This window comes from Fervidobacterium sp., assembly GCF_059913585.1.
Window position 1 is genome coordinate 96909 of the sequence record NZ_DBOLZL010000023.1, and the last position, 23038, is coordinate 119946.

General features: G+C 38.6%; 22 protein-coding genes. 3 read left to right on the forward strand and 19 right to left on the reverse strand.

The window, feature by feature from the left end; genetic code table 11:
• Positions 1 to 8: 8 nt before the first annotated feature.
• From AC3M61_RS09015 to AC3M61_RS09105, 19 genes are all read right to left on the reverse strand, one after another.
• Positions 9 to 992, reverse strand: a complete 984-nt coding sequence (locus tag AC3M61_RS09015; RefSeq protein WP_500780526.1) for a 3'-5' exoribonuclease YhaM family protein — start codon at positions 990 to 992, stop codon at positions 9 to 11.
• Positions 989 to 2083, reverse strand: a complete 1095-nt coding sequence (gene alr, locus AC3M61_RS09020; RefSeq protein WP_500780527.1) for an alanine racemase — start codon at positions 2081 to 2083, stop codon at positions 989 to 991. Before alr ends, AC3M61_RS09015 begins: the two co-directional genes overlap by 4 nt.
• A 21-nt stretch (positions 2084 to 2104) precedes the next feature.
• On the reverse strand, positions 2105 to 2461 hold the full coding sequence (locus AC3M61_RS09025; RefSeq protein WP_500780528.1) for a hypothetical protein: 357 nt from the start codon (positions 2459 to 2461) through the stop codon (positions 2105 to 2107).
• A gap of 48 nt (positions 2462 to 2509) precedes the next feature.
• On the reverse strand, positions 2510 to 2731 hold the full coding sequence (gene rpmB / locus AC3M61_RS09030) for a 50S ribosomal protein L28 (protein WP_029683915.1): 222 nt from the start codon (positions 2729 to 2731) through the stop codon (positions 2510 to 2512).
• Positions 2732 to 2865: 134 nt separating this feature from the next.
• Positions 2866 to 4281: a pyruvate kinase gene (gene pyk, locus AC3M61_RS09035; protein WP_500780529.1), complete on the reverse strand. Its 1416-nt coding sequence runs from the start codon at positions 4279 to 4281 to the stop codon at positions 2866 to 2868.
• A 150-nt stretch (positions 4282 to 4431) separates the two neighbouring features.
• Positions 4432 to 4869: a hypothetical protein gene (locus tag AC3M61_RS09040; protein ID WP_500780530.1), complete on the reverse strand. Its 438-nt coding sequence runs from the start codon at positions 4867 to 4869 to the stop codon at positions 4432 to 4434.
• A 21-nt stretch (positions 4870 to 4890) separates the two neighbouring features.
• Positions 4891 to 5244: a glycine cleavage system protein GcvH gene (gcvH, locus tag AC3M61_RS09045; RefSeq protein WP_014451795.1), complete on the reverse strand. Its 354-nt coding sequence runs from the start codon at positions 5242 to 5244 to the stop codon at positions 4891 to 4893.
• A gap of 68 nt (positions 5245 to 5312) precedes the next feature.
• The gene (gene recG / locus AC3M61_RS09050; RefSeq protein WP_500780531.1) at positions 5313 to 7649 is read right to left on the reverse strand and encodes an ATP-dependent DNA helicase RecG; all 2337 of its coding nucleotides are present in this window, start codon (positions 7647 to 7649) and stop codon (positions 5313 to 5315) included.
• A 24-nt stretch (positions 7650 to 7673) separates the two neighbouring features.
• Positions 7674 to 8813 (reverse strand): RNA methyltransferase, encoded by a 1140-nt coding sequence (locus AC3M61_RS09055; RefSeq protein ID WP_029683910.1) that lies wholly within the window; start codon positions 8811 to 8813, stop codon positions 7674 to 7676.
• Positions 8814 to 8872: 59 nt separating this feature from the next.
• Positions 8873 to 9394 (reverse strand): hypothetical protein, encoded by a 522-nt coding sequence (locus AC3M61_RS09060; RefSeq protein ID WP_500780532.1) that lies wholly within the window; start codon positions 9392 to 9394, stop codon positions 8873 to 8875.
• Positions 9395 to 9427: 33 nt separating this feature from the next.
• Positions 9428 to 10135, reverse strand: coding sequence for a 23S rRNA (guanosine(2251)-2'-O)-methyltransferase RlmB (gene rlmB, locus AC3M61_RS09065; RefSeq protein WP_029683908.1), 708 nt, complete (start codon positions 10133 to 10135; stop codon positions 9428 to 9430).
• Positions 10132 to 10917 carry a nucleoside triphosphate pyrophosphohydrolase gene (gene mazG, locus AC3M61_RS09070; RefSeq protein ID WP_500780533.1) on the reverse strand — a complete coding sequence of 262 codons (786 nt, stop codon included), beginning with the start codon at positions 10915 to 10917 and terminating at the stop codon, positions 10132 to 10134. Before mazG ends, rlmB begins: the two co-directional genes overlap by 4 nt.
• Positions 10890 to 11882: an NAD(P)H-dependent glycerol-3-phosphate dehydrogenase gene (locus AC3M61_RS09075; RefSeq protein ID WP_029683905.1), complete on the reverse strand. Its 993-nt coding sequence runs from the start codon at positions 11880 to 11882 to the stop codon at positions 10890 to 10892. The genes mazG and AC3M61_RS09075 overlap by 28 nt, the downstream gene beginning before the upstream one ends.
• A 39-nt stretch (positions 11883 to 11921) precedes the next feature.
• The gene (gene trmB / locus AC3M61_RS09080; RefSeq protein WP_500780534.1) at positions 11922 to 12887 is read right to left on the reverse strand and encodes a tRNA (guanosine(46)-N7)-methyltransferase TrmB; all 966 of its coding nucleotides are present in this window, start codon (positions 12885 to 12887) and stop codon (positions 11922 to 11924) included.
• A gap of 46 nt (positions 12888 to 12933) precedes the next feature.
• Positions 12934 to 15189: a hypothetical protein gene (locus tag AC3M61_RS09085; protein WP_500780535.1), complete on the reverse strand. Its 2256-nt coding sequence runs from the start codon at positions 15187 to 15189 to the stop codon at positions 12934 to 12936.
• Positions 15190 to 15223: 34 nt separating this feature from the next.
• Positions 15224 to 16750, reverse strand: coding sequence for an NAD(P)H-hydrate dehydratase (locus tag AC3M61_RS09090; protein ID WP_500780536.1), 1527 nt, complete (start codon positions 16748 to 16750; stop codon positions 15224 to 15226).
• A 4-nt stretch (positions 16751 to 16754) separates the two neighbouring features.
• Complete coding sequence (locus AC3M61_RS09095; RefSeq protein WP_500780537.1) at positions 16755 to 17216, reverse strand: lytic transglycosylase domain-containing protein; 462 nt, start codon at positions 17214 to 17216, stop codon at positions 16755 to 16757.
• A gap of 125 nt (positions 17217 to 17341) precedes the next feature.
• Positions 17342 to 18058: a prepilin peptidase gene (locus tag AC3M61_RS09100; protein WP_500780538.1), complete on the reverse strand. Its 717-nt coding sequence runs from the start codon at positions 18056 to 18058 to the stop codon at positions 17342 to 17344.
• Positions 18043 to 19122: a tetratricopeptide repeat protein gene (locus AC3M61_RS09105; RefSeq protein WP_500780539.1), complete on the reverse strand. Its 1080-nt coding sequence runs from the start codon at positions 19120 to 19122 to the stop codon at positions 18043 to 18045. The genes AC3M61_RS09100 and AC3M61_RS09105 overlap by 16 nt, the downstream gene beginning before the upstream one ends.
• A 280-nt stretch (positions 19123 to 19402) precedes the next feature.
• Here AC3M61_RS09105 and AC3M61_RS09110 point away from each other — a divergent pair, with 280 nt between their 5' ends.
• The 3 genes from AC3M61_RS09110 to rodA all read left to right on the forward strand — a co-directional run bounded on the left by AC3M61_RS09110 (position 19403) and on the right by rodA (position 22992).
• A complete protein-coding gene (locus AC3M61_RS09110) occupies positions 19403 to 20779 on the forward strand; it encodes a Do family serine endopeptidase (RefSeq protein ID WP_500780540.1) in 1377 nt (458 codons plus the stop codon).
• Positions 20780 to 20907: 128 nt separating this feature from the next.
• Complete coding sequence (locus tag AC3M61_RS09115) at positions 20908 to 21852, forward strand: TIGR00269 family protein (protein WP_500780541.1); 945 nt, start codon at positions 20908 to 20910, stop codon at positions 21850 to 21852.
• A gap of 18 nt (positions 21853 to 21870) precedes the next feature.
• Positions 21871 to 22992 carry a rod shape-determining protein RodA gene (gene rodA / locus AC3M61_RS09120; protein WP_500780542.1) on the forward strand — a complete coding sequence of 374 codons (1122 nt, stop codon included), beginning with the start codon at positions 21871 to 21873 and terminating at the stop codon, positions 22990 to 22992.
• Positions 22993 to 23038: the final 46 nt, after the last annotated feature.

Sequence of the window (23038 nt, forward strand, 5' to 3'; positions counted from 1 at the left end):
TACTCCCTTTACTTAAGGAAGAACCTTCTACTGAGATTGGAGTCGTATTCGCTCCAATCTTTTTCTTTATCCTCCTTGTCTATTATCTGCATAACACGATTAATCTTGGAATCCATATTTTCAACAAAGTGAAGCACAAGTGCTTCTGGAGTTTTTGGTAACACAGGTGAACCCCACTCAAATTCACCATGGTGGGATGCGATAAGATGCTTTAATTTCAAGAACTTCTCATAGGATATTCCTCTTGCCTTCTGAGCTAGCATTTCGATTCCTATGACGATATGCCCCACCAATTCACCTTCTGTTGTCACTTCTATACCGTTGTAATTAACTGTGTATTCTTTGACCTTTCCAATATCATGTAACAATGCACCTGTTACAAGTAAATCTCTATCAAGTTGGTTGTAAATCCTACAAACACTATCCACAAGTTTTGCAACGGTCAGTGAGTGTTCCAATAATCCACCTTTATACGCGTGATGGATCCTCATTCCAGCAGGTGAACTTTTAAACATTTCTACAAAATTTTTGTCCTCAACGAAGAATCTTTGAAGGATTGTTCTGTAGTCTTCGTCTCGGATTGTATCAATCAATCTGAGAACTGATTTGTACATTTCTTCAACATTTTCAGCACTCTTAACAAAACGCTCAATATCGTATTCGTTTTCAGAAAGCTTCTTTATCGCGTCATGTTCGTTTAAAATATTTATCTGTACACGCTCTTCGAAATACACAACTTTTCCTCTGACGTTGACAACATGACCAACCTGGAGTTTTTCATCGTTTGCCTCAGCGTTGTACCAATCAACAGCACGAACGCTTCCGGTTCTGTCTTCCAACGTTAAAAGCAGGAACTTCTTACCGTCTTTTGCTTCCTGGAGTTTTTTGCTTTTAATTTTGTATATTCCATCAATTTCTTTGTCAATCCAGTTTCTCAGTTCCTCCACATAAGGAGACCTAAGCTTTTCAAGTGCTTCTCTGAATCCGTTCACAATTCCAACCCCTCGTATTTTCTTGGTACCCGTTCGGATATTCTGCAGGTAACCTCGTAGTTTATCGTTCCTACTAATTTTGCTATTTCTTCAGCAGTAATTTGGTTAGAACCTTGCTTACCAATCAAAACCACTTCATCTCCTATTTTAACGTCTTCCAAATGACTAACATCTACCATGAACTGGTCCATACAGATTCTTCCAACAATTGGACACTTTTCCCCGTGTATTAATACATATCCCTTGTTCGATAAACTTCTCCAATATCCGTCAGCGTACCCAACAGGAATGGTTGCAATTCTCATTTCAGTATACGCAGTGAACGTTCGACCGTAACTTACCGTGTCTCCAGGCTGTATGGTTTTTACATGTGAAACAACTGTTTTCCAAGTGAGCACAGGTTTCAATTTATCGCTCCTGACCGTATCACCTGGTTGTAAACCGTAACTTGCAATACCAACCCTGACGTAATCAAAACAATTAACAACTTTTGATATACCTGCACCACTGTTGCAAACATGTTTTATCTTGACATCCAACTCGAGTTTAGAGAACTCTTCTGCTTGCTTTCGAGTGAATGCCACATCCGACTCTTCCAAACTATCAGCTACAGCAAAGTGAGTGTAGGCGCCTTCAACTTCAAATCCAGCTTTTCGTGCCGCTTCGACAAACTCTGTCGCTTCGGCAGGTGGAATACCCAACCTGCGCATTCCTGTGTCTATCTTCACATGGCATTTTGGCTTCAAGGCTTCTTTCGAATACCGCCAAAGTTGCTCCCAAGAGTAAAGTGTTATGGTTATGTTGTGTTTGTAGGCTATTTGAAGCATGTCTGGTTCTATGTAATTAAAAACCAGGAGGTTAGACTTTAAACCGTGTTTACGTAATTCAAGTGCTTCTTCTAAAAACGCTACCGCAAAATAGTCCATTCCTGCCCGTTCTGCTGCTTTGGATAGCACAACCGCGCCATGACCATACGCATTTGCTTTAACAACAGGCATAACCTTTGCCGGTGCACAATGTTCTTGGAAGAAACGGAGGTTGTCGATATAGTTCCTAACGTTTATCACAGCGTATGTTCTTCGACTTTCCACAAGCAGCGCCTCCCAATCCTTCTATTCAACGATATTTCTTGAACTATTTTCAAAAATCATCTCTACATCCTCGATAGGTGGTAGTTTATACACTTTCCATCGCGTTCTTATCTTTGTTTCAAAAACTCCATCTTCAATGTCAATTATATCACTTAAAGGAACTGAAAAGTATATTGTTGAAATTTCATCCTTTGAAACCTCCAACTTTAATATAAAACTCTCTATCAAAAAGAAAACAAGCCCAGCATAAGCTGATACAAGTGCGAAGAGTATCAAATTCGATAGCTGCAAAGAAAAAAGATAGAGCACAACAGGTGTGCTCAAAATTATTTCTAACAATACCAAAACTTTATACCACTTCTTTACTCTCAAAACCATACTCATCACTCATTCAATTTCAAAAAAAGCGGGGTATATCCCCGCTTTTTATGCCTCTACTGCTACGGATTGTGATTTGCTTACGTACCTTTTGACCTTACCTGCTTTTAAACAACTCGTACAAACGTTCATCCTTTTCACAGTTCCGTCTTCGAGTAAAACCCTTACTTTCTGAACATTTGGCTTAAACCATCTGTTCGTATGTCTGTTGGAGTGGCTGACGTTCTTACCTGCTCTTGGTTCTTTTCCGCAAATTTCGCACTTTGCCATGACCGCTTCCTCCTTTATTTTGATTTTAATTGCTCTATCTAATTAAGTAATAATACAACAGGGACCACTACGTGGTATATTATACCAATTCTCTTTGCAAATTCAAGTAGTTTTTTTTGGCACTTAGGTTAATTTTATTTGATTTCTTGGACTTGGACCGTATTTGTTGTCCCTGGTTTACCCCAAGGAATACCAGCAACAATGACAACCTTATCACCAGGCTGAACGAATCCTAACTCTTTAGCTTTTTTCGTAACCTCTTCTATCATCTCATCCGTTGTTAAACTCTTTTCTAGCATTACAGGAACCACACCCCAAACCAACGATAACCTACAGAACGTTTCATAAGAATTTGTTGCTGCCATTATGGGTATCGACGGCTTGTATTTGGAAACATGAATAGCTGTCGTTCCTGTTCCAGTTGCAGTTATTATGAGCTTCGCGTCGATGTTCTTGGCAAGATTAGTCGCTGCGTAAGAAATAGCACTTGGGAGATCCAAACTTGACGAATACTCTTTTAACCAGTCAAGTCTAAATGTTTCGTACTCCTCCATAAAGGATTCAGTGTTCTTTGCTACTTCATCCATAACCCGTACAGCTTCGCATGGATACTTACCGATTGAAGTCTCTGCGGACAGCATTACGGCATCCGTTCCATCTAAAATGGCGTTCGATATATCAGTTACCTCGGCTCTGGTCGGAGTTGCACTATTTATCATACTTTCAAGCATTTGAGTTGCGGTAATTACGGGTTTTTTATAAAGATTCGCAACTTCTATTATCCGCTTCTGAGCAATTGGAACTTGAGCTATAGGGATTTCGACTCCAAGGTCTCCGCGTGCAACCATCACGGCATCCGCTTTAATTACAATCTCTTCAAGATTATTTAAAGCTTGTGCAGTTTCTATCTTCGCTACTATAGGGATGTCCGTTAGTCTTTTCGCATCTTCAACATCTTTTGCTTTCCTAACAAATGAAAGTGCAAAGTAATCTATCCTTTCCTCATTTCCAAGTTTGATAAATTCTTTGTCTCTTTCTGTGATAGATGGTATAGAGATATCGACACCTGGAAGGTTGACACCTCTTTTATGTGTTATCGTTCCGCCACGGTCAATTACGCATAGTATAGCTTTTCTGGACTTATCGATGTCCTTAACTGTTAAAGAAACTGCTCCATCATTAATTAATATCTTTTCGCCCGGTTTGATTTCCTCGTAGAGCTTATCGTAGTTTATCCAAAAGCGTTGTGAATTACCAACAAATTCTTCACCACACACAATTTCTACTTCTTTTCCATCCTCGAGTGTTATGTAATCCGTTTCAAACCTTCCTGTTCTTATCTTTGGACCTGCTAAGTCTAAGAGTATGGCAAATTGATACCCTTTTTCTCTTACCCTTTTTAGTCTTTCAATCCTTTCTCTGTGAACGTCTATCGTTTCGTGTGATGAATTCAACCTGAAGACATTAACCCCACATTCCAAGAGTTTAACAATATTCTCTTCAGATTCGCTTGCAGGTCCAATAGTCGCAACAATTTTTGTCTTTCTCACATTTACACCTCCAATCTTTGTTTTTCTTGCTAATACTTTATATTTTCCAAGTGGTGCTTTTTTCATATTATACCACAAAACCAAAAGAAAAAAGCCCGCGACTTGTTGCAGTCACGGGCTTTTTTATCAATTTCTTTTTTACGTGAGTAATTATTCTATGTTCCACTTCATTGTACCAACGATAAGAACCACAACGTAAGCCCATGTGATTGAGAAAAGTGGTATAAGGGCAGCGCTCTTCACCCAGAAAAAGTCAATAACGTTCAGGGCAATCATTATCGCACTCATTGAGACTGCTTTTCTCATACCTTGTCTAACTCTCAGCTCACCAAAATCCTTAGCGATAAGGAAAGTAAAAATGGCCAAAATAACGTATGCTACTGGTGATATAGAAAGCCCTAACTTTGAGAAGAAAAGCTTGAAATCTCCTGAAAAGAAACCAACGGAGATAAGTATGTAGACTGCTGAAACAACATTTGCAATGTTCATAGATGCCTTCGCCTGCTGTATTACAGCAAGTAAGATAGGCACTGCTAAAACTATGTTTGCTATGAACATCAAAACAGAATACGCGTTAACATTTGTCATCCCAACCACATCCTCATAACTTTATAGTGTGGCTTTGTACTCATCTTCTGTCAAAAGCTCATCAAGTTCTGCAGGATTTGACATCTCTATTTGAACGAGCCAACCTTCACCTTCTGGGTCTTGGTTTATCAGTTCTGGTGTTGCGTTCACCTTATCGTTGACTGCCACTATCTTACCGCTGACTGGTGCATACACATCACCAGCTGCTTTGACACTCTCAAGTGATACTATTCTTTCCCCTTTCTTAACTTCCTTACCAACAGCTGGAAGTTCTACATAAACAATATCACCAAGTTGTTCTTGTGCGTAGTTTGAAACTCCTACTTTTCCCGTTTCAGTATCAATCCATTCGTGAGTTTTTGTGTACTTTTTCATCCCATCATACCTCCCTTGAGTTTGATTGTGAATTTATCTGCTAAGTGATTATAGCATATCCTGTAAAGTTATCCAACATCCAAAAACCTGATTCGCTCTCCATAAATCTTATATACCTCTCTTATTATCTCACTATCTGGATAATTTTCAACTATGCGCTTAGCATCTTCTCGTGCTATTAACATCAGTTCTGTGTCTGATATAATATCTGCAACTTTAAACTCTGGAAGTCCGTGCTGACGTGTTCCAAAGAATTCACCTGGTCCACGCAATCTCAAGTCGTATTCTGAAATCTTGAACCCATCGTTTGTACTTGCAAAAAATTGTAATCTATCCCACGCCTCCTCGCCTGCTTCACTCACAATGAGGAAACAGTAACTTTGTTTTTCGCCCCTTCCAACTCTTCCTCTTAGTTGGTGCAATTGCGCAAGCCCAAATCTTTCAGCATTTTCAATGACCATTATCGTTGCGTTAGGCACATCCACTCCAACTTCTATAACAGACGTTGAGACCAATACCTTGATTTCTCCCCTCACAAATTTATTCATTACATCGCTTTTTTCTTCATCAGACATCCGTCCGTGGAGCAAGCCCATGGGAATATCTGGAAACGCTTCCTTACTCAAGGTACGGTACATATCCTCCGCTGCTTTCGCGTTGATTGCTTCCGATTGTTCAATCAAGGGGTAAACTATGTAAGCTTGGTCCCCGTTTTCAAGGACCTGTTCTCTAACGAATTTGTAGACTTCTTTTGCCCGAGTGTGCCTCAATGTAAATGTTTTGATTTCTTTCCTACCTGGAGGCATTTCATCAATAACAGACACATCCAAGTCTCCATAAAGCGTAAGAGAAAGTGTCCTTGGGATAGGTGTTGCTGTCATGATGAGTGTATCGACGACCTTTCCTTTCGATATTAGTTCTTCCCTTTGCTTTACACCAAATCTGTGTTGCTCATCAATTATCACAAGACCAAGGTTTGCAAAGTGAACATCTTCCTGAATTAGCGCATGAGTACCAACTACAACATCCAAATCCCCATTTCTCAGAGCAAACTTTATCTTTTCTTTTTCCCTTTGAGAAGTTGAACCAATGAGCAATGCAACCCTGATACCAAGGTCTGTCAAATGATTAAAGAGCTTTTGAAAATGTTGGATAGCAAGAATGGAAGTGGGAACCATAAACGCACTTTGATAACCTGCCTCGTAGTTGTCTATTATTGCAAGTTCTGCAACTAACGTCTTACCGCTACCCACATCTCCTTGAAGTAATCTGTTCATCGGGTCCGGACTTCGCATATCCTCGCGAATTTCCGCATGTGCTCTCTTTTGTGCGTTTGTAAGTTTGAATGGTAATTTTAAGATGAACTTTTCAGCAAGCTTACCGGAAAAGCTCTTAGGAATTCCTCCAACTTGTTTAACGTTCCTTTTGGATAGATATAAAGCTGTTTGAAACAAAAGAAGCTCCTCGTATGCCAGACGCTTTCGAGATATCTTGTAGTGGAAAGAACTCTTTGGAAAATGCATCCCGGTATAGGCTTTCCAAACATCGATAAGCTTTCTATCTTCAAGTATTTCTTTCGGTATCAAATCCCTCAAATTACATATGCTGGGCAAATTATCTACTATAATTTTTCTGATAGTCTTCTGTGTTAGGTTTTCAGTTAGAGGATATATAGGCAATATTGTTCTTTCTGGAGAATCACTTAACGAAATCTCCGGGTTTTGTATCTCCATCGCTCCAAAGAAGCCTCTTTTAACGGTTCCAGTTACATAAACCTCATTACCTACTAGTTGTTTAAGTTCCATTTCTTTAAATTCTTGGTTGAACCACTTCAGAATAACCTGGTTTATCCCGTCTTGCAAAAGTGCGCTAACAATTATCAAGTCACCTTTTTTGGTTTTTTCTACGCTCTTCAAAATTCCCTTAGTCGTAATTTTTTCATTTTCTCGAACGTACATCAGTGGTATAACTTTTCTTCTGTCTTCGTAATCCCTAGGAAAGAAACTTATTAAATCTCCTATAGTCTGAATTCCAAGTTTTTTAAGCAGTTTTTCCCTTGCTGGTCCTACACCTTTTGCATATTTTATAGGAACATCCAACGACTTAGTAGAATTCGATGCCTCACAAGTAACGGAGTATATCAGAAAATTGTATTTAAAACGCTCAACCATTCCTCGAACATGTGAAAGCCTTTTTAGAGCACGCTGTGTTGGAAGTTTTTTTGCCTCGATTATGTAGTTCCTAAATTCTTCAAGCTTAACCTGTATTTCGCCGTCAAAAAGAAGGGGGTCATCTATCCTTTCGTAGTTGTCCTCGATATATTCTATGAGAGCGTTTAGAGCTTCTTCACTTATTTCTCTTGATATTTCATAGCAATTATCAAGAAATTCTTCGATGAGCAACATACTTACACCCTCTTTTTGAGGTCTTTAATAGTACATAAAAAGGTACGTCCAAAGACCACTGTTTTGAAACCTTATCTTTTTAGTAGCCCTTCCAAAAATTTTCTCAAAATCCTTGTCAGGATGTAGCAGATAAAAATTCGCATTCGGAAACTTTTCTCTCAAAATCTTTATATCCCTAATTACGTTCTCATCATCTAACCTTCGACCATACGGAAGATTGGAAATTACCCATGCTTTTTCGGTAAATACAGGCAAATCTCTAAAGTCCAAGCACGAGAATTCAACTGGTAAGTTTGCCTGAAAGATTCTAGAAGCCACTTTTATGTTTTCTTGAGCAATCCGTATAACTTGACAGTCGATATCGCTTCCTTTGATAATTTTTCGAGAAATTTTTTCAGAAACGTTTTGAAGGTGTCTTAAAGCGTCTTTTTTTGATTTTTTCCATTCCTCTTTTAAAATCATCCAGTTCTCAGAGATATACTTCTTATTTACATTCGGCAAATTTATAGTACTCGCCTCTATGGGAATTGTACCACTGCCACAGAAAGGGTCAAAAAGGGCAGGACTTTCATTGTTATCATTCAAATCCCATCTTGAAAGCGTAATAATCGCTGCGGCTATTGTCTCTCTAAGTGGCGCTTTACTTGTCTTTAAACGATAACCACGTTTTGATAATGCATCTCCAGAAGTATCCAGAAGTAAGTATGCCTCGTCATCTTTCAATATGAGGATGAAACTGTAGATAGGACCACTTTCGTCAGTTCCACCTAAGCTTTCAACGATTGCCTTTTTTAAGACAGAAGCAACCGCCCCAGTTGCGCTGAGTTTTGAATTTGTTATCTTCAGTTTGTCTATAACAATCCTTGCATTCTTTTGAACAATTTCCTTCAAATTTGAATCTTTCACATTATCAAAAAGTTCATCGAATGTCTCTGCTTTGAATTTTTTAATCAGTATCAATATCCTATCCACCGTTTTCATATACATGTTCAAAAAAGGCAGGTCTTCCAACCTTGCTTTAAAAAATATCCTCCCGGAGGAGGAATAATAGACCTTGTATCCAAATTTTTTAAGTTCTAATGCCACCGCACCTTCCAACCCCGAAGAACAGAAAGCAACAATCTCAAAAAGTTCACTACTATTGTTATTTGCACCGATACTCATGAGAACCTCCGACTCTTGAATTTTTTCTTTTTCTTATCTCTGAGCTATTGCTATTATTATCAACCTGGCTTATCATGGCTTTCAAAACTTCCTTTCTTCATATTTGAAAATATTAAACTATCATCAAGGACAACGACTCCAGTCCCTTCAAATACTACACCTTCATCTGCGTTAACAGAAAAGAGCATACGATTGACAACGTTGTTATAGATAATGTGTCCGAAGACGTTCGTTTTCGAAACTTGGGCACCAATCCACATCTGCGCTTTTCTATAGAAAAATTTTGAAGGATAACTTGTCCGCTCGAAACATATGAAAAGATTGGGAGGATTTTTAACATAGTTTTCAATTACCCCTATCTCTGTGCCAATCAGAACACGAAACACCGTATTATCAAACTTCACATCGACCTTTTTATCAACGGTGTGCTTATGTAACGCATACTGATAGATGTAGACCTTGTTCCCATCAAAGTAAAAGGTGTAAGGGACATCAAACTTATACCCGTTTATACTCGTAGTGATTAGTATGTCCACATCATACTCACTCGTTACCAAAGAACTTCCTGAGATGATAATCATTATTCACCATCTCTCTAATTCAAAAATTCAAGATTAAGTGTTCATCATCTCTCGTCTAAGCACTTCATATATGATAATACCAGCACTAACAGAGACATTGAGTGAGTCAATGGAAGTTTTCATGGGTACTGAAACCAACTCATCACACGATTGTTTAACAAGTTGTCTTATCCCACTACCTTCGTTACCAAAAACGAGGGCTAGAGGTCTTTTTAAGTCAGCTTGCCAAATAGGTTTTCCTCTCATGTCTGCTCCAAATACCCAAACGCCTCTTTCCTTGATTTTTTCGATGTATCTAGAAAGGTTTACAGTTATAGCTATCGGTACTCTAAAGACTGTACCAGCGGACGCTTTAACCGCTCCTGGTGTAACGTGCGCACTGTTGTCCTTGGTTAACACAACCATATCTACACCAGCTGCAACACAAGTTCGTACAATAGCACCAAGGTTTTGTGGGTCTTGAACTTGGTCAAGTAAAACGAGAAATGGGTTCTCCGGCAAATTGTTTTCATCTGCATACTCAAATTCACCGATATCAATCACTACACCTTGATTTTTTTCTTCACCACACAACCTCTTCAAAACATTTTTTGGAGCCACTGAATGCGGTATCTTTCTTTTTTTAACTTCTTCTATGAGACTTTCCAATTCTCTATCACCGCTTTCGGAAAAATAAACCATCTTTATCGGTTGTCTGCTTTGAAAAAGCTCTTTGAGCACATTTCTACCATAGACTATCATTTTTCATTCACTTCCTCAACTTTTTTATATTCCTGCCATTTCACTTTATTCCAGTATTCATCCATCTCTGCAACAGTCATGTTCTCCAGTTTCTTTCCATCCTTCTCAATCTCTTTCTCCATTTTTTCAAACCTTGCGATAAATTTTTCCGTAGCTTTCCTAATAGCTCTTTCTGGATCCACGTTTAAAAACCTTGCTAAGTTTACGATTGCAAATAGTAAATCTCCCATTTCTTCTTCTATTTCTTCCTCGTTTTTTGCGTTTTTCAGTTCTTTTATTTCTTCCTCAACTTTGTGCCATACATCTTCGATTTCCGTCCAGTCAAAGCCCACACCAGCTGCGTTCTCTTGGACTCTACGAGCTAATGAAAGACCAGGCAAAGCATGATTCACGTCCCCAATACTTGAACGTTTTTTCTGACCTTTTTCCTTTGCTTTTATTTCCTCCCAACGCGCATACGAATACCCTTGTGCATTACCAAACACATGCGGATGACGTCTCACGAGCTTGTCGGAAAGTGTCTTTATTACATCCTCAATTGTAAATGCCCCTCGCTCTGCAGCAATTTGTGAATGAAAAACCACTTGCAAAAGTACGTCACCGAGTTCTTCTTTAAGTTCTTCATCGTCATTATTATCAATAGCGTTGAGCACCTCGTATACCTCTTCTATCAAATATGGCTTCAAACTTTCATGTGTCTGTGCTTTATCCCACTCACATCCGTTTTCTCCACGCAGTGTTGCCATGATTTCCACTAGTTTTTCAAACTCTTTTCCAACCATCTTCTTACTTCCTCCATTTCCAGTTTCAGAGACCTGCTCATCAATGATTTTATCGAATCAATTGGAGATTTTCTATTGTAAATTACTTCGTAAACTTCTTTGATTATGGGAAGGTCATACTTGTTTCCGTAATTCTCTACGACAGCCTTACAGGTAAACGCTCCTTCCACAATCTCTTTACTTGCTTCTAACAAGTAAACTGGATCGTACCCTTTTGCAACCATCTCTCCATAACGCCTGTTTCGGCTGTGTTTACTTCCACACGTTACTACCAAATCACCTATTCCTGCAAGCCCCATAAAAGTCAGAGGATTGGCTCCAAATTCCATGGAAAACCTCGCAATCTCATACAATCCACGCGTGATTAAAGCCGCCTTTGCGTTGTCCCAACCACCAAGTCCATCAACGATGCCTGCAGCTATTGCTATGACGTTCTTGAGTGCTCCTGCCAGTTCGACACCGACAACATCATCATGAACATACACCCTGAAGTAATCGTTCGAAAATTCTCTTTGGAATTCCAAAGCCATATCTCCTGCCACAACGACAGCTGTTGGCAACTTAAGCGCTACCTCCTCAGCGTGAGAAGGACCCGATAAAACCGCGTACTTACATCCTAAGGTTTCACGAACTATCTCCGATACCCTCTTACCAGTTAATATTTCTATACCCTTGGACAAATTAAGTACAATACTAACATCGTAATCAATTTTCTCCAGCACGCTCCTTACAAACTGGACGGGAACTGCGATAATCAGAACATCGAAGTTCTTACCAACAGAAATATCACTAGTTATTGGCACATCCAAATCCACATCTGGAAGATGTGGCATTTTCTTTCGAGTATTTAATAAGTTTGCATGTTCTTCACTATGCGCCCAAAGCAAGACATCGTGTCCATTATCTTTTAGCATTTGAGCAATTGTACATCCCCAACTACCCGCACCAAGAACGAAATAGCGCATACAAGAACACCTCGAATCAAATGTTAAGAATACGGAAAGCTATTTGCCCTGTTCTTCTTCTGATGAAAGAAAATCTGCCAAAACCGATACGGACCATTTAACAGCTGGTGTTCTATAAGGGTTCGAAGCACTATCAAGCTTGATTATCCATTCTCTGCTTCCAGGTTCTTCTGGATAAGCCACCAAGTAATAATGTTGTTGGAACTCGTCGTCTGTAGAAATTACTTTTATTAAGTAAGCATCATTTGCTGTTGATTTGTAAACACCTTTGACAACCACAACTTTCTTGCCTTCTTTGAATACTTTGTTGTGAAGTAGTGGTATCTTTTCTTCAACAACGACGCTCCTAGCATGAGGCATTTCGTGCCTACCTCCTATCAGTCTTTCAATTTCTGTGTGTTTAACTTTTCTTATCACAAGCGAGTAGATATTTCTACCATACTTTATCCATTTCTGCTCGTAACGCGTTTTAATTTCTCTGTCTGGATTCTCCAAAAATTCGACAATTTCGAATCCCATTTCCTTTGCTGTTTCCATTGTCTGTTTCGCATACCATTCAACATCTGTTGCAAGTTCAAAAGTCCCGCCGTCGACAAGCACGTTCGAAAGTGTTTCAAAAAACTCCGGAACGATAACTCGCCTTCTTTCGTGAGATTTTTTGTCCCAGGGAATTGGAAAGTTCATTATCACCTTTTCAACAGTATTTGGTCCAAAGAATTCCCTGAGTCCAAACCTTGCATCGGTTATTACCAATCTTACGTTCTCAAGATTCTCCACCCTCTTATGAGCCTTTTTCATAGAAGTTATTGAAACCTCGAATCCGACGAAATTCTTTTCAGGATGTTTAATTGCGTAAGATTGAAGATATTCACCGCTTCCGAAACCGATTTCAACTATAATTCCATTGTTGTTGCCAAAGATGCAGGACCAATCTATAGGTAAGTAGTCAAATAAAGCGGGACGCACTTCTTTGGAAAAGACACCGTATTTTTCCATGTCCTTCATACATTTACACCTCGTCTGTTTTATTTTACTTGGTTAACCATCGATATCACTTGAAATAAGCACTTAATTCTTTTATATATTGCCCTGACGGATATAATTTCTTATAAACTTCGTACTTCTTTGCTGCTTGCTCTTTTTGCCCTAAACCAACATAACAAAGAATTTCGTAGTAGTACATGTCTTCCTTGAAGTAAACGTCTATATCTTCTACACGCGGTTCGATGTAAGAGAAAACAGCTATAGCATTTTCATACTGTCCTTCCACATAGAATCTTAGACCAATCAAGAATAACTCTCTTAAGTCTTTCGTTTGTTTGAGAATCTGCTCAACAACTTCGTTTCGTTGAGACGCATCTACAGTCTTTTGTTCCACCACCAGTTGATTCTGTGAGGTAGAATTTGTCGAAGCATATGTAGGTACCAATGAAGTCACAGAAACTTGTTCAGAAGTTTTTGTAGTTTTCTCTAAGTTGGATAGTTCTGTAGAAGCAACAGACGTTTTATTCTCATCTAAAGCTGAAGAATCAGAACCCTTTTGATTAGAGGACAATATCTCCAATATTTTTGAAACGTTTGATTTTAGAAATTCAAGTTCCTTTTTCAAATCTACTACCTGTTTCGAGATATCATCTAAGTTAGTTTTAACGGAAATTGTCTCTTCTTTTAAGCTTGAGACTTTAGTCTCGAACTCTTTTCGCTGACCGGTAACCTCACTTGTAAGTTCTTTTAAAGCCGTTAAAACATCGTCAACTTTCTTTTCTATCTCCTGAAATCTATCATTATCTACAACAATTTGTTCCTCAGACTTGGTCACAGTTTCCCTACCAGAAATCTCTTTTGATAACTGTTCTACCATTATCAAAAGTTTATCAAACTTTTGTTCAAATTCCACGATTTTTTCTGAGAGGTCCGCATTGGTTTGACTGCTCTGTTCCTTAGCAATTACAGGTTGTTCTTTAATTTGCAACACTTCTGAATAAAGGATACTTATAGACTGCGACAGTGTTTCCAAACGTTTTTGAATTGCATCAAGCGTTAGAGTAAAGCTCTCTTGGTCATTTGTAGATTTTGATGAATTTGCCGATTGGGAACTAAGCTGAGTAATCTGAGAAGAAATTTCACCCAACTTAGCTATAATGTTTTTCATACTTACGTCAAGTTCTGCTTTCACAAGTTCCATCACGCTATCCTCTATCTTGCCCAAACGGGTTTTAACAACGGCAAGTTCGGAATAAATTTTTTCAAATTCCCAAGAAGAAGAGGAATTATCCGATGATGTTGCTCCAATACCTTCCAATTTCCCTTCGAGAGACACTATTTTTTCTTTTAGCAACCTTACTTGTGTGCTGAGCTCTTTTAAGGACGTATCGTCATATTTCACAATCGTGGTTTGTACACCGGGATTAGCGGTTAAAACTGATTTGTTCAAGTTCTTAACAAGCTGGGATATTTCCCGCTCAACACCAGATAGCTTATCGTTTATCAAGGTTAGTTGGTCTGCTAATGCTTTAGGTAAATCACTGGTCGAAACCTGTGTTGGATTTTCAAGCTTTTTGCTTATATAATCAAGGCTGGTTTTTACAATTTCCAAAGTCTTTGACAGTTCTTCGTATTTCTTTGTAATATCGTTTGTGTACCCTTCTATTTTTCCTTGGAGATTGGAGATAGTCTTTTCCAATCTTCCAAGTTGCAAACTTCCAGATTTGGCGAAGTTCATAAATGATACGACTAAGTTTACCGAAACCACAATGAAGATAACTAACGTCAACGCAGGAAAAAGGAACGTGCCAAATGATTTTTGTTTTTTAACTTGGGTGAGAACAGGGTGAGTTTTATCAAGCTGGCTAAGTATTTCGGACAGCAGTTGTATTTTCTTTTTATCCCCACGCTTTAACGCCGTTAAAAGTTCCATAGCGATGATTTCTATAACCTGAGGAAACTCTTTCTTTATTCTCTGAACTTCAGCGATAACTATCGGATAGTTCTCTTCATTAAACTCTTTGAGAATCTTTTCAAGTGCCTCTGAAACTTTACTGACATCTTTTTCTATGTTTTCGACAACATGTATATAGAGCTCTTGCTGTTCTCTAGGCATAAAATTGAATATCTCAACTGCCCTTGCATAATTCCCAGCCTTTACTTCCAGTTCAAATAACAAATGGTTGTATTTCTTACCAAGTGCCTCCAATATGTTTCTAGCAAGGGAAATCTCATTATTTGATATCAAAAATCTTATAAATCGTTCAACAGAATCAGTATTCTTCTCAAAAACATTGCCAAAATCAGAATTTCTTTTCTCCACACCTCTTCACCCCTATTTCAAATACTCAAGTTTCTTATTTATTTTCTCTCAACGTTTTTAAAGCATCTGGGATATAGTTTAAAATGCTGAAAGCACTGTTCATACCTTCCACGGGAACCATTTCACCCGATAAACCAAATACATACACTCCCGTCTTTACCGCTTCGACAGGCTCAAGGTGTTGAGAGATAAGACCTGCAAGTAATCCGGAAAGGATATCACCACTCCCTGCTTTCGAAAGAGAGGTGTTACCAGTTATGTTAAAGTATATTTTTTTACCGTCTGAAATTATCGATGTTGCATCTTTTAAAACAGTTATCACATCATATTTCTTGGAGAATTCGTAGACAAGTTCGTAATTTTGTTTGACATCCTCTAAGGATTTTTTCGTCAATCTGGAGAACTCAGCAGGATGCGGAGTTAAAATCACTGATTTTGAAGGATTTTTCTCCTTCAATAACTCTATGTTTTGTGACAAGATGTTAAGGCCATCAGCATCTAGTATCGTTGTATTTGAGGTTCGTAATAGCTTTTTTAAGATATAAATTTTCTCTTCCATGTTCTGCGTATCCCAACCCGGTCCAACAACAAAAATAGCGTCTTTATTAACACTCGATATAAAATCTTCCAATCTTTCAACATCGAAATCCTCGCCAATATTCACACATATTAGTGAGGGGTCGTGATTCATAGCACATTGGCACACTTTGGAAACGGAAACCACCTTCACCATACTTGCTCCGCTTCTCAACGTGGCAAGTGCACTCAAAATGGGGGCACCTATGTATTTATTCGAACCTCCGATTACAATTACTTGTGAATACGTCCCTTTGTTTGACCAACGCGGTCTGTTTGCAAGTCGCAATTTCTCGGCGGTTATAAGTTCTTTGTTGATATCGTATGTAAGCATATCTAAACTGGGAATCCCTATCTTTGCAATCTTAAGTTTGCCACACAACTCCCGACCTGGGAACAGAAAGTGTCCCACTTTCGGTAAACCAAAAGTTACAGTTAAATCCGCCTGGACAGCACATCCCATTATTCTTCCATCATCAGCACAAATTCCAGATGGTATATCGACAGACACTACACACCTTGAATATAAGTTCATCACTTCTATCAACTTGGTGAGTTCTTCGTCGTTAATTTCTCTGTTCAAACCCGTTCCAAAAAGGGCATCAATAACGATGTCAGCTTCAGAAATAATCTTTGATGCTTCTTCCAATCCAAGCTCATTGTAGGTGTACACAATTCCGCCATGTTTCAAGTATCTCTCGTAATTCTTTCTAGCAACCTCTGTAGTAGGAAGACCAACAGATATAACCCTTACAGCCTCTGTATAGTTAAGAAGGTCCCTCGCAACAACGTAGCCATCCCCGCCATTGTTTCCAGAACCGCAAACGACGACAAAGCTCTTGTTTGAAAGCTCACCGTACTCGTGCCAAATGGCTTGCACTACGGAAATACCAGCTCTTTCCATTAGAATCTCTTCACTAATGTCGAAATCCATTATTGTTCTTTTCTCTAGTTCCTTCATCTCTTTACTTGTTATCACGAACATGTTCTCATCTCCTGTAAAGTAAACGGTAGATACGGTAAAACCTTAAAACTTTGCTGATGTATCTTTCGCCGGCATCCATTTTCACATCATCAGGTGCATACGGACCTGTATTGTAATGAACCAACGCCTTCTTGAGGTCTCCGTCTTTTTCTAGTAGATAATTCAAATATTTACAACCAAGAGCTATATTTCCCTCTATCGTTGTGTAATCAAAGTTCGTCTTGAATTTTTTATTTACCCATTCTGCCGTATCAGGCATCAACTGCATGAGTCCGTATGCTCCCGCATTAGATTGTGCAGTTGGTCTAAAGCTACTTTCTGCCCGCATTACACTAATTACCAAAAGTGGATCCAAACCATCAGCATATTGGACAACGATATCGTAATACTTCAAGGGGAACAGCTCTACGAAAATCAAAATCAAGAATATAACACTTATGAAGATAAACATTAAAAACACACGCACGCCCCTGTTTCCTCCTATATCACGTACTAAAACACAAAATTCCCAGGTATTACTGGGAATATACAGAAAGCTTTCTGAAGATATTATAGCACAAAGCTCAACTTAAACAACAGCGTCTCAAATAGTTAAATATTCAAAATGAGCCTTACAAAAAGAAGTGAGTAACCAAATATTATTATGAACGGACCGAATGGTATAACGCGGTTTTTACTTAAAAGAGAGTAAACTATGCCACCTAATGAAGCACCAAATAAAAGTAACGGCATAAATAAAAATCCAGTTGCGAAAGAGTAAACTGGAAGCAAAAACAAATCACCTTCACCTATACCGTCTTTATACTTGATTCTCAGTCCAATCAATATCACCAACGAAACTAGAGCTCCAAAGATATCTAAAAGCATGGAATTTCTGAAATGAAATACGTTAATCAAAAAAGCTGAGCCAAGGACTGTTATCCACGTATAATCAGGCAACAACATGAGTTTCAAATCTGTAAAAATTGCGGGAACCGAAGCTACAAAAATCGCATCCGTTAATAAAGCAACGTCCATTGGAAAGAGTGTGTGATTAACAAGGAAAGAAATGCCAAAAGCTAACTCAACAAGTGGGTATCTTATGGAAATCTTTGCACCACAATGTCTACATCTTCCTCGAAGGAGAATAAAACTGAAAATAGGTATGTTATCGTACCAAGCGATACGTTTGCGACAATTAGGACATACCGAAAAGCGGGGCTCAGTTAATTTGAGCCCCGCTATTGGTCTGTAAATTAAGACATTTGCAAAACTCCCAAAAATAGTTCCCACAACAAACCAAAACAACAAACTTACTTTATCCCACATAGTTCCTTCTCAGGCTGTGTAAGTAGTTCATCAAAGAATTCACGTTTTCCGTAGAGATACCAGAAGTCGTCCTCTTTTAAGTCCTCAATAATCTTTCGAGCCTTTTCATACTGATTGGTCTTTGCATAAGCAACTGCCAGAACCAGATTTAAATGTCTTGCTTCCGGAGAACTTTTTATGACGTTTTCTATCACCTGTATAACCTTATCGTAATTTCCCTTCTTTAGGTGCACTTTAGCCCAAATCTCTATACCGTTTGGATCACTTCTTGGATCAATTTCCATAATTAAGCTTTCATATTCCTTTCCTTTTTCTTCGTTTCCAATTCTTCTGTACAGCTCTGCTAATTCATAAAGCGCGATAATACTGTTTTCAGAAGTTTCCCTGAATCTTTCTAAAACCTCTATAGCTTTATCTATCTTGCCCATTTTCGAATACGCATCAGCAAGCATAAAGTAGGTGAACGTATTTGTCGGTGAAAGCTTTATTTCTTTTTCCCAGTATTCGATAGCCTTCTCATAATCACCAATATTATAGTAAGCCTCCCCAATCATAGAGTAAGACTGGACAAGCCATGGATCAAGTTCAATGGACCTGGCAAGGTATTTAATAGCCCCTTCAACATCGTTCTCTTCAAGTAACAATGAGCCGTAGAACTCGTATGCAGGGGCGTAATTCTTATCGAGTTTCATTGCAAATTTGAGAATATCCTTAGCAACCTCTGTTTGGTTCTTATCAGCGTATTCGATTGCAAGTTCATACAATCCATCTGCTGTTCCGTGCATAATCTTTTCCGGGGTTATTCCATACTTATCCAAAAACTCTACGACTTCACTCCAAACTATCGGTTCGTAAACAATTTCGTTAAGCGAGGCTATTTTTTCTTCCAACTGTTCTAACTTGTTGATATCTTCGTAAAGTTCTTTATGTTCTTCAAAATCTTTTCTCATGTTACGCCAGTCTCCAGAATAGAAAAGATCACGTAAAATAATTAGCATAGGCGTTTCATCTTTGACGTCAACAACTAATGAGTTTTCTGAGCCCAAGATCAATCTGATAACCATTAACAACACCTCCTAGTTTGTAACTTTGCATTTACATTTTATCATATTTCTTCACAAAAGTAAATACTGCGGTTTCTCTCCAAAATACGCAAAATAAGAAAGTCAAACAAGAAAAGCTTATTTAAAACCTTTTCAAGTTGATTTACGTTGAAAATCTACAACGTCGGATGATTTCACTCACATATTTCGGCTAAAGCCTGATTTTTAAGGAAAAATTAAGCAAGCGTGTGGTATAATTTTTTTGCTTGAGAATAAAGAGCTGAAAGAGGAGGTGCTTGGTATGAAGAACAGTTCCAACATTAAAAAACTAACCTTTGGATTTTTCTTAATTCTTTCTGTCCTATCACTGGCGATTGTGAACGCTGATTATCAAAACCCGATAGTGAACGTTGTTAAAGTTGCTGCTCCCGCTGTTGTGAAGATAGACGTTGTTGTTCAAACAGAAGTGTATATTGACCCATTCATTAGAGAGTTCTACAGGCAGTTCTTTGGAGATATACCAAGGCAGTTTGAGGAATCAAACAGTGTAGGCTCTGGATTCATCATCAGCAAGGAGGGTTATATTGTAACAAATTACCACGTTGTTAAAGGTGCAAAGAAGATTACAGTTACGATGTTGAACGGTGACGTATACGATGCCCAATACATCGGTGGAGATGAAGAACTCGATTTAGCCGTTATAAAAATCAAACCAGCAAAGGATTTGCCAGTTCTTGAAATGGGAGATTCTGACAAACTCCAAATCGGTGAATGGGCAATCGCAATTGGTAACCCTCTTGGATTCCAACACACAGTAACGGTTGGCGTTATATCTGCGACAGGTAGAAAGATACCAAAACCTGACGGTTCTGGATACTACACAAACCTTATTCAGACCGATGCGGCAATTAACCCGGGTAACAGTGGCGGTCCATTGCTCAACATTTACGGTCAGGTGATTGGAATCAACACGGCAATTATAAATCCAACACAAGCAATGAATATAGGTTTTGCGATTCCAATCAACACAGCCAAGCGATTCATTAATCAAATTATCGCGACTGGAAGAGTTGAAAAGGCATATCTCGGAGTATATATCCAGACAGTCACAGAAGCGCTTGCAAAGAGTTTAGGACTCAAGGTAACAAAAGGCGTCTATGTATCTCAGGTTGAAAAAGATTCGCCAGCTGCTAAAGCTGGTATCAAAGAAGGCGATGTCATAGTAAAACTTAATGGTACCATTGTAGAAAGCGCTGAAGAATTAACATCTCTTGTGCGAAATTACACACCCGGAACGAAAGTAAAAGTAACCGTCAATAGGGCAGGTAAGGAAATAACATTAGATGTTACACTGGGAACATTACCAAGTCAGACTGGCTCATCAACCACCACTTCAAAAGAATTTTACGGGTTGAAAGTTTCAAATCTAACCGCAGACGATAGGTCAACGTACAAAATACCTGCAGGCTTGGAAGGAGTTATCGTAAAAGAATCTAAAAACTCCTTCATTAAAGTTGGAGCTGTTATCTATCGAATTTCTGTGAATGGATATTCGTTCGATATCAAAAATGTCAACGATTGGAACAAAGTTGTAGATAACATAAAGAAGGGTGACTATATCGGAATCTTCTATTTCTACAATGGTGTCAATTCTGTCTTTTCATTCCGATATAACTGAAAAATTTCTACAAAAATCTATGTAGAAACCATGTTATTTTCACAACCCCCGCTATTCAAAAGCGGGGGTTTTGGGTATAATTAAGTGAACAACTAAGATATCATTACTCAAAAGGAGGGATTTTGTAAGTGAAGTGTAAGAAGTGCTCCAGTCAGGCTGTCATCCATCTAAGAGCACATAATATAGCTCTTTGTAAAGAACATTTCGTGGAGTTTTTTGAAAATCGTGTTCAAAAAGGTATTTCACACTTCAAGATGTTCACAAAAAAGGGCAGAATCCTTGTAGCAGTTTCAAGTGGAAAAGATAGTTCCGCAGTTCTTTATGCTTTGAAAAGACTGGGATACGATGTTGAGGGGCTGTTCTTAAAAATGGGCAGGCATACAAATGCAGCAGAACGCGTTGTAAAACAACTGGAAGAGGCAACAGGTGTGAAAGTGAACATTCACGATGTTACTAAGTACTTCGGTGGACTTGGCACAGGTGAAATTGCCAAAATTGTTAAAAGACCTGTGTGCAGTATATGTGGCATTGTAAGACGCCACTGGATGAATAGGTATGCAGTAGAGCACGGATTCACAATCTTGGTAACAGGGCACAATATGGATGATGAAGCAACATTCCTTTTTGGAAATATTATGAATTGGCAAACCGATTATATGGCAAGGCAATGGCCTGTTCTTGAAAAAACACACGAAAAGTTCGTAAGAAAGGCTAAGCCATTGATTTACGTCTCAGAGAGAGAAACTTATGCTTATGTGTTTTTAAACAACATACCATTTATGGAACAAAAATGCCCATTTGCAAAAGGTGCTACAAGTTCTATGTACAAAAAGCATCTGAATTTACTGGAATTCGAACAACCAGGTGTGAAGCATAGATTCCTGTTCGGTTATTTCGAGAAGTTCAAAGACCAGCTAAGTAAAATCCACGAAGTAGAGCTTAAAGCTTGTTCAAAATGTGGATACCCAACAACTGAGGAAAAATGCCAATACTGTAAACTGGAGGAACGGGTTGCTTCTTATCTTGTATCAGCACAGCACAATTCGGCACAGGAGGGTAACATGGAACATTAAAAAAACCATTTTGGGATGGTGAAAGTTCTGAAATACGAGTCCAAGCTTTTTAAGATAAAGGAAAATGAATTCTCGTTGTTTGATTACTTACTCATCTTCGTCGTAATAGCAATAATGATTGTTGGTACCCTTACACTCCGAAGTGTTGTTAAAGACACTCCTCAGCAGTCGCGTTTCACTAAACAAATTATATGGAACATTGTGGGTATTGTAACAATGTTTTACGTAGTCTTTGAAAAAGAAGTAAGGATAAAATCATACACAAAGTATATTTACGCTATTTCGGTAGTTTTGCTTGTCTTTGTCCTTGTTTTTGGAAAAACCGTATACGGTGCACGAAGATGGATCGATATAGGGGCTTTCGATTTGCAACCTTCTGAAATATTTAAATTTGCGGTAGTCTTGATGCTGGCTTCTATATTTTCAAAGTATCACAAGACCAAAGCACTGATATTATCTATAATATCAGTTCTTCCAGCATGGCTCATATTCTTAGAGCCAGATTTGGGTATGACTTTGCTAATTGGTTTTATCTGGTTCTCTATGTTGCTTGCAAGTGATGTGGAAAAGAAGTATATTTTCACAATTGTTGGGACCATGATAGCGTTTATTCCCTTTGCTTTTTTCTTTTTGCTTAAAGACTATCAACGCGTTCGAATACTTTCACTATTTAATCCTGAAGAGCACTTTCAGGAAGGTGCATACAATGTGATAATGTCGAGGTCCGTGATTGCCAACGGTGGAATTTTCGGAACTGGTTACGAGCTGGGAACAGGGACAAACATGCGCATTGTTCCCATGCAACACACTGATTTCATCTTTTCTGCATTTGCAGAGCAATTTGGTATAGTTGGCAGTTTCATCTTGCTGGGTTTATATGCTACAATATTACTGGCAGGTTTAATGCGAGTGGGACGTTATAAAGATGACTTCTGGGAATTTGTCGCAATTGGCGTGTGTTCTGTCTTTGCTTTCCATGTGTTTGAAAATATAGGGATGAACCTCGGAATACTCCCAGTGACCGGTATTCCCTTGCCTTTTATAAGTTACGGAGGAACTTCAACGTTGGTGTTTTCCGCACTTGTAGGGCTTTTGATTAAAGCTCGAGCTGTGTCTAAAAAGGCACGCGAGGTTATGTGAAACGAACAAGGCTGGAAACAATTAATAATTTAACTTTGGATTCTAA

Excerpts from the sequence above, each read along its gene's own strand:
- rpmB (WP_029683915.1), bottom strand. The coding sequence starts at position 2,731 with ATGGCAAAGTGCGAAATTTGCGGAAAAGAACCAAGAGCAGGTAAGAAC.
- AC3M61_RS09040 (WP_500780530.1), bottom strand. The coding sequence starts at position 4,869 with ATGACAAATGTTAACGCGTATTCTGTTTTGATGTTCATAGCAAACATA.
- AC3M61_RS09090 (WP_500780536.1), bottom strand. The coding sequence starts at position 16,750 with ATGTTCGTGATAACAAGTAAAGAGATGAAGGAACTAGAGAAAAGAACA.
- AC3M61_RS09110 (WP_500780540.1), top strand. The coding sequence starts at position 19,403 with ATGAAGAACAGTTCCAACATTAAAAAACTAACCTTTGGATTTTTCTTA.
- gcvH (WP_014451795.1), bottom strand. The coding sequence starts at position 5,244 with ATGAAAAAGTACACAAAAACTCACGAATGGATTGATACTGAAACGGGA.
- AC3M61_RS09105 (WP_500780539.1), bottom strand. The coding sequence starts at position 19,122 with ATGGTTATCAGATTGATCTTGGGCTCAGAAAACTCATTAGTTGTTGAC.
- mazG (WP_500780533.1), bottom strand. The coding sequence starts at position 10,917 with ATGGTTGGAAAAGAGTTTGAAAAACTAGTGGAAATCATGGCAACACTG.
- AC3M61_RS09055 (WP_029683910.1), bottom strand. The coding sequence starts at position 8,813 with ATGAGTATCGGTGCAAATAACAATAGTAGTGAACTTTTTGAGATTGTT.
- recG (WP_500780531.1), bottom strand. The coding sequence starts at position 7,649 with ATGTTGCTCATCGAAGAATTTCTTGATAATTGCTATGAAATATCAAGA.
- AC3M61_RS09075 (WP_029683905.1), bottom strand. The coding sequence starts at position 11,882 with ATGCGCTATTTCGTTCTTGGTGCGGGTAGTTGGGGATGTACAATTGCT.
- trmB (WP_500780534.1), bottom strand. The coding sequence starts at position 12,887 with ATGAAGGACATGGAAAAATACGGTGTCTTTTCCAAAGAAGTGCGTCCC.
- rlmB (WP_029683908.1), bottom strand. The coding sequence starts at position 10,135 with ATGATAGTCTATGGTAGAAATGTGCTCAAAGAGCTTTTTCAAAGCAGA.
- AC3M61_RS09025 (WP_500780528.1), bottom strand. The coding sequence starts at position 2,461 with ATGGTTTTGAGAGTAAAGAAGTGGTATAAAGTTTTGGTATTGTTAGAA.
- AC3M61_RS09060 (WP_500780532.1), bottom strand. The coding sequence starts at position 9,394 with ATGATTATCATCTCAGGAAGTTCTTTGGTAACGAGTGAGTATGATGTG.
- AC3M61_RS09100 (WP_500780538.1), bottom strand. The coding sequence starts at position 18,058 with ATGTGGGATAAAGTAAGTTTGTTGTTTTGGTTTGTTGTGGGAACTATT.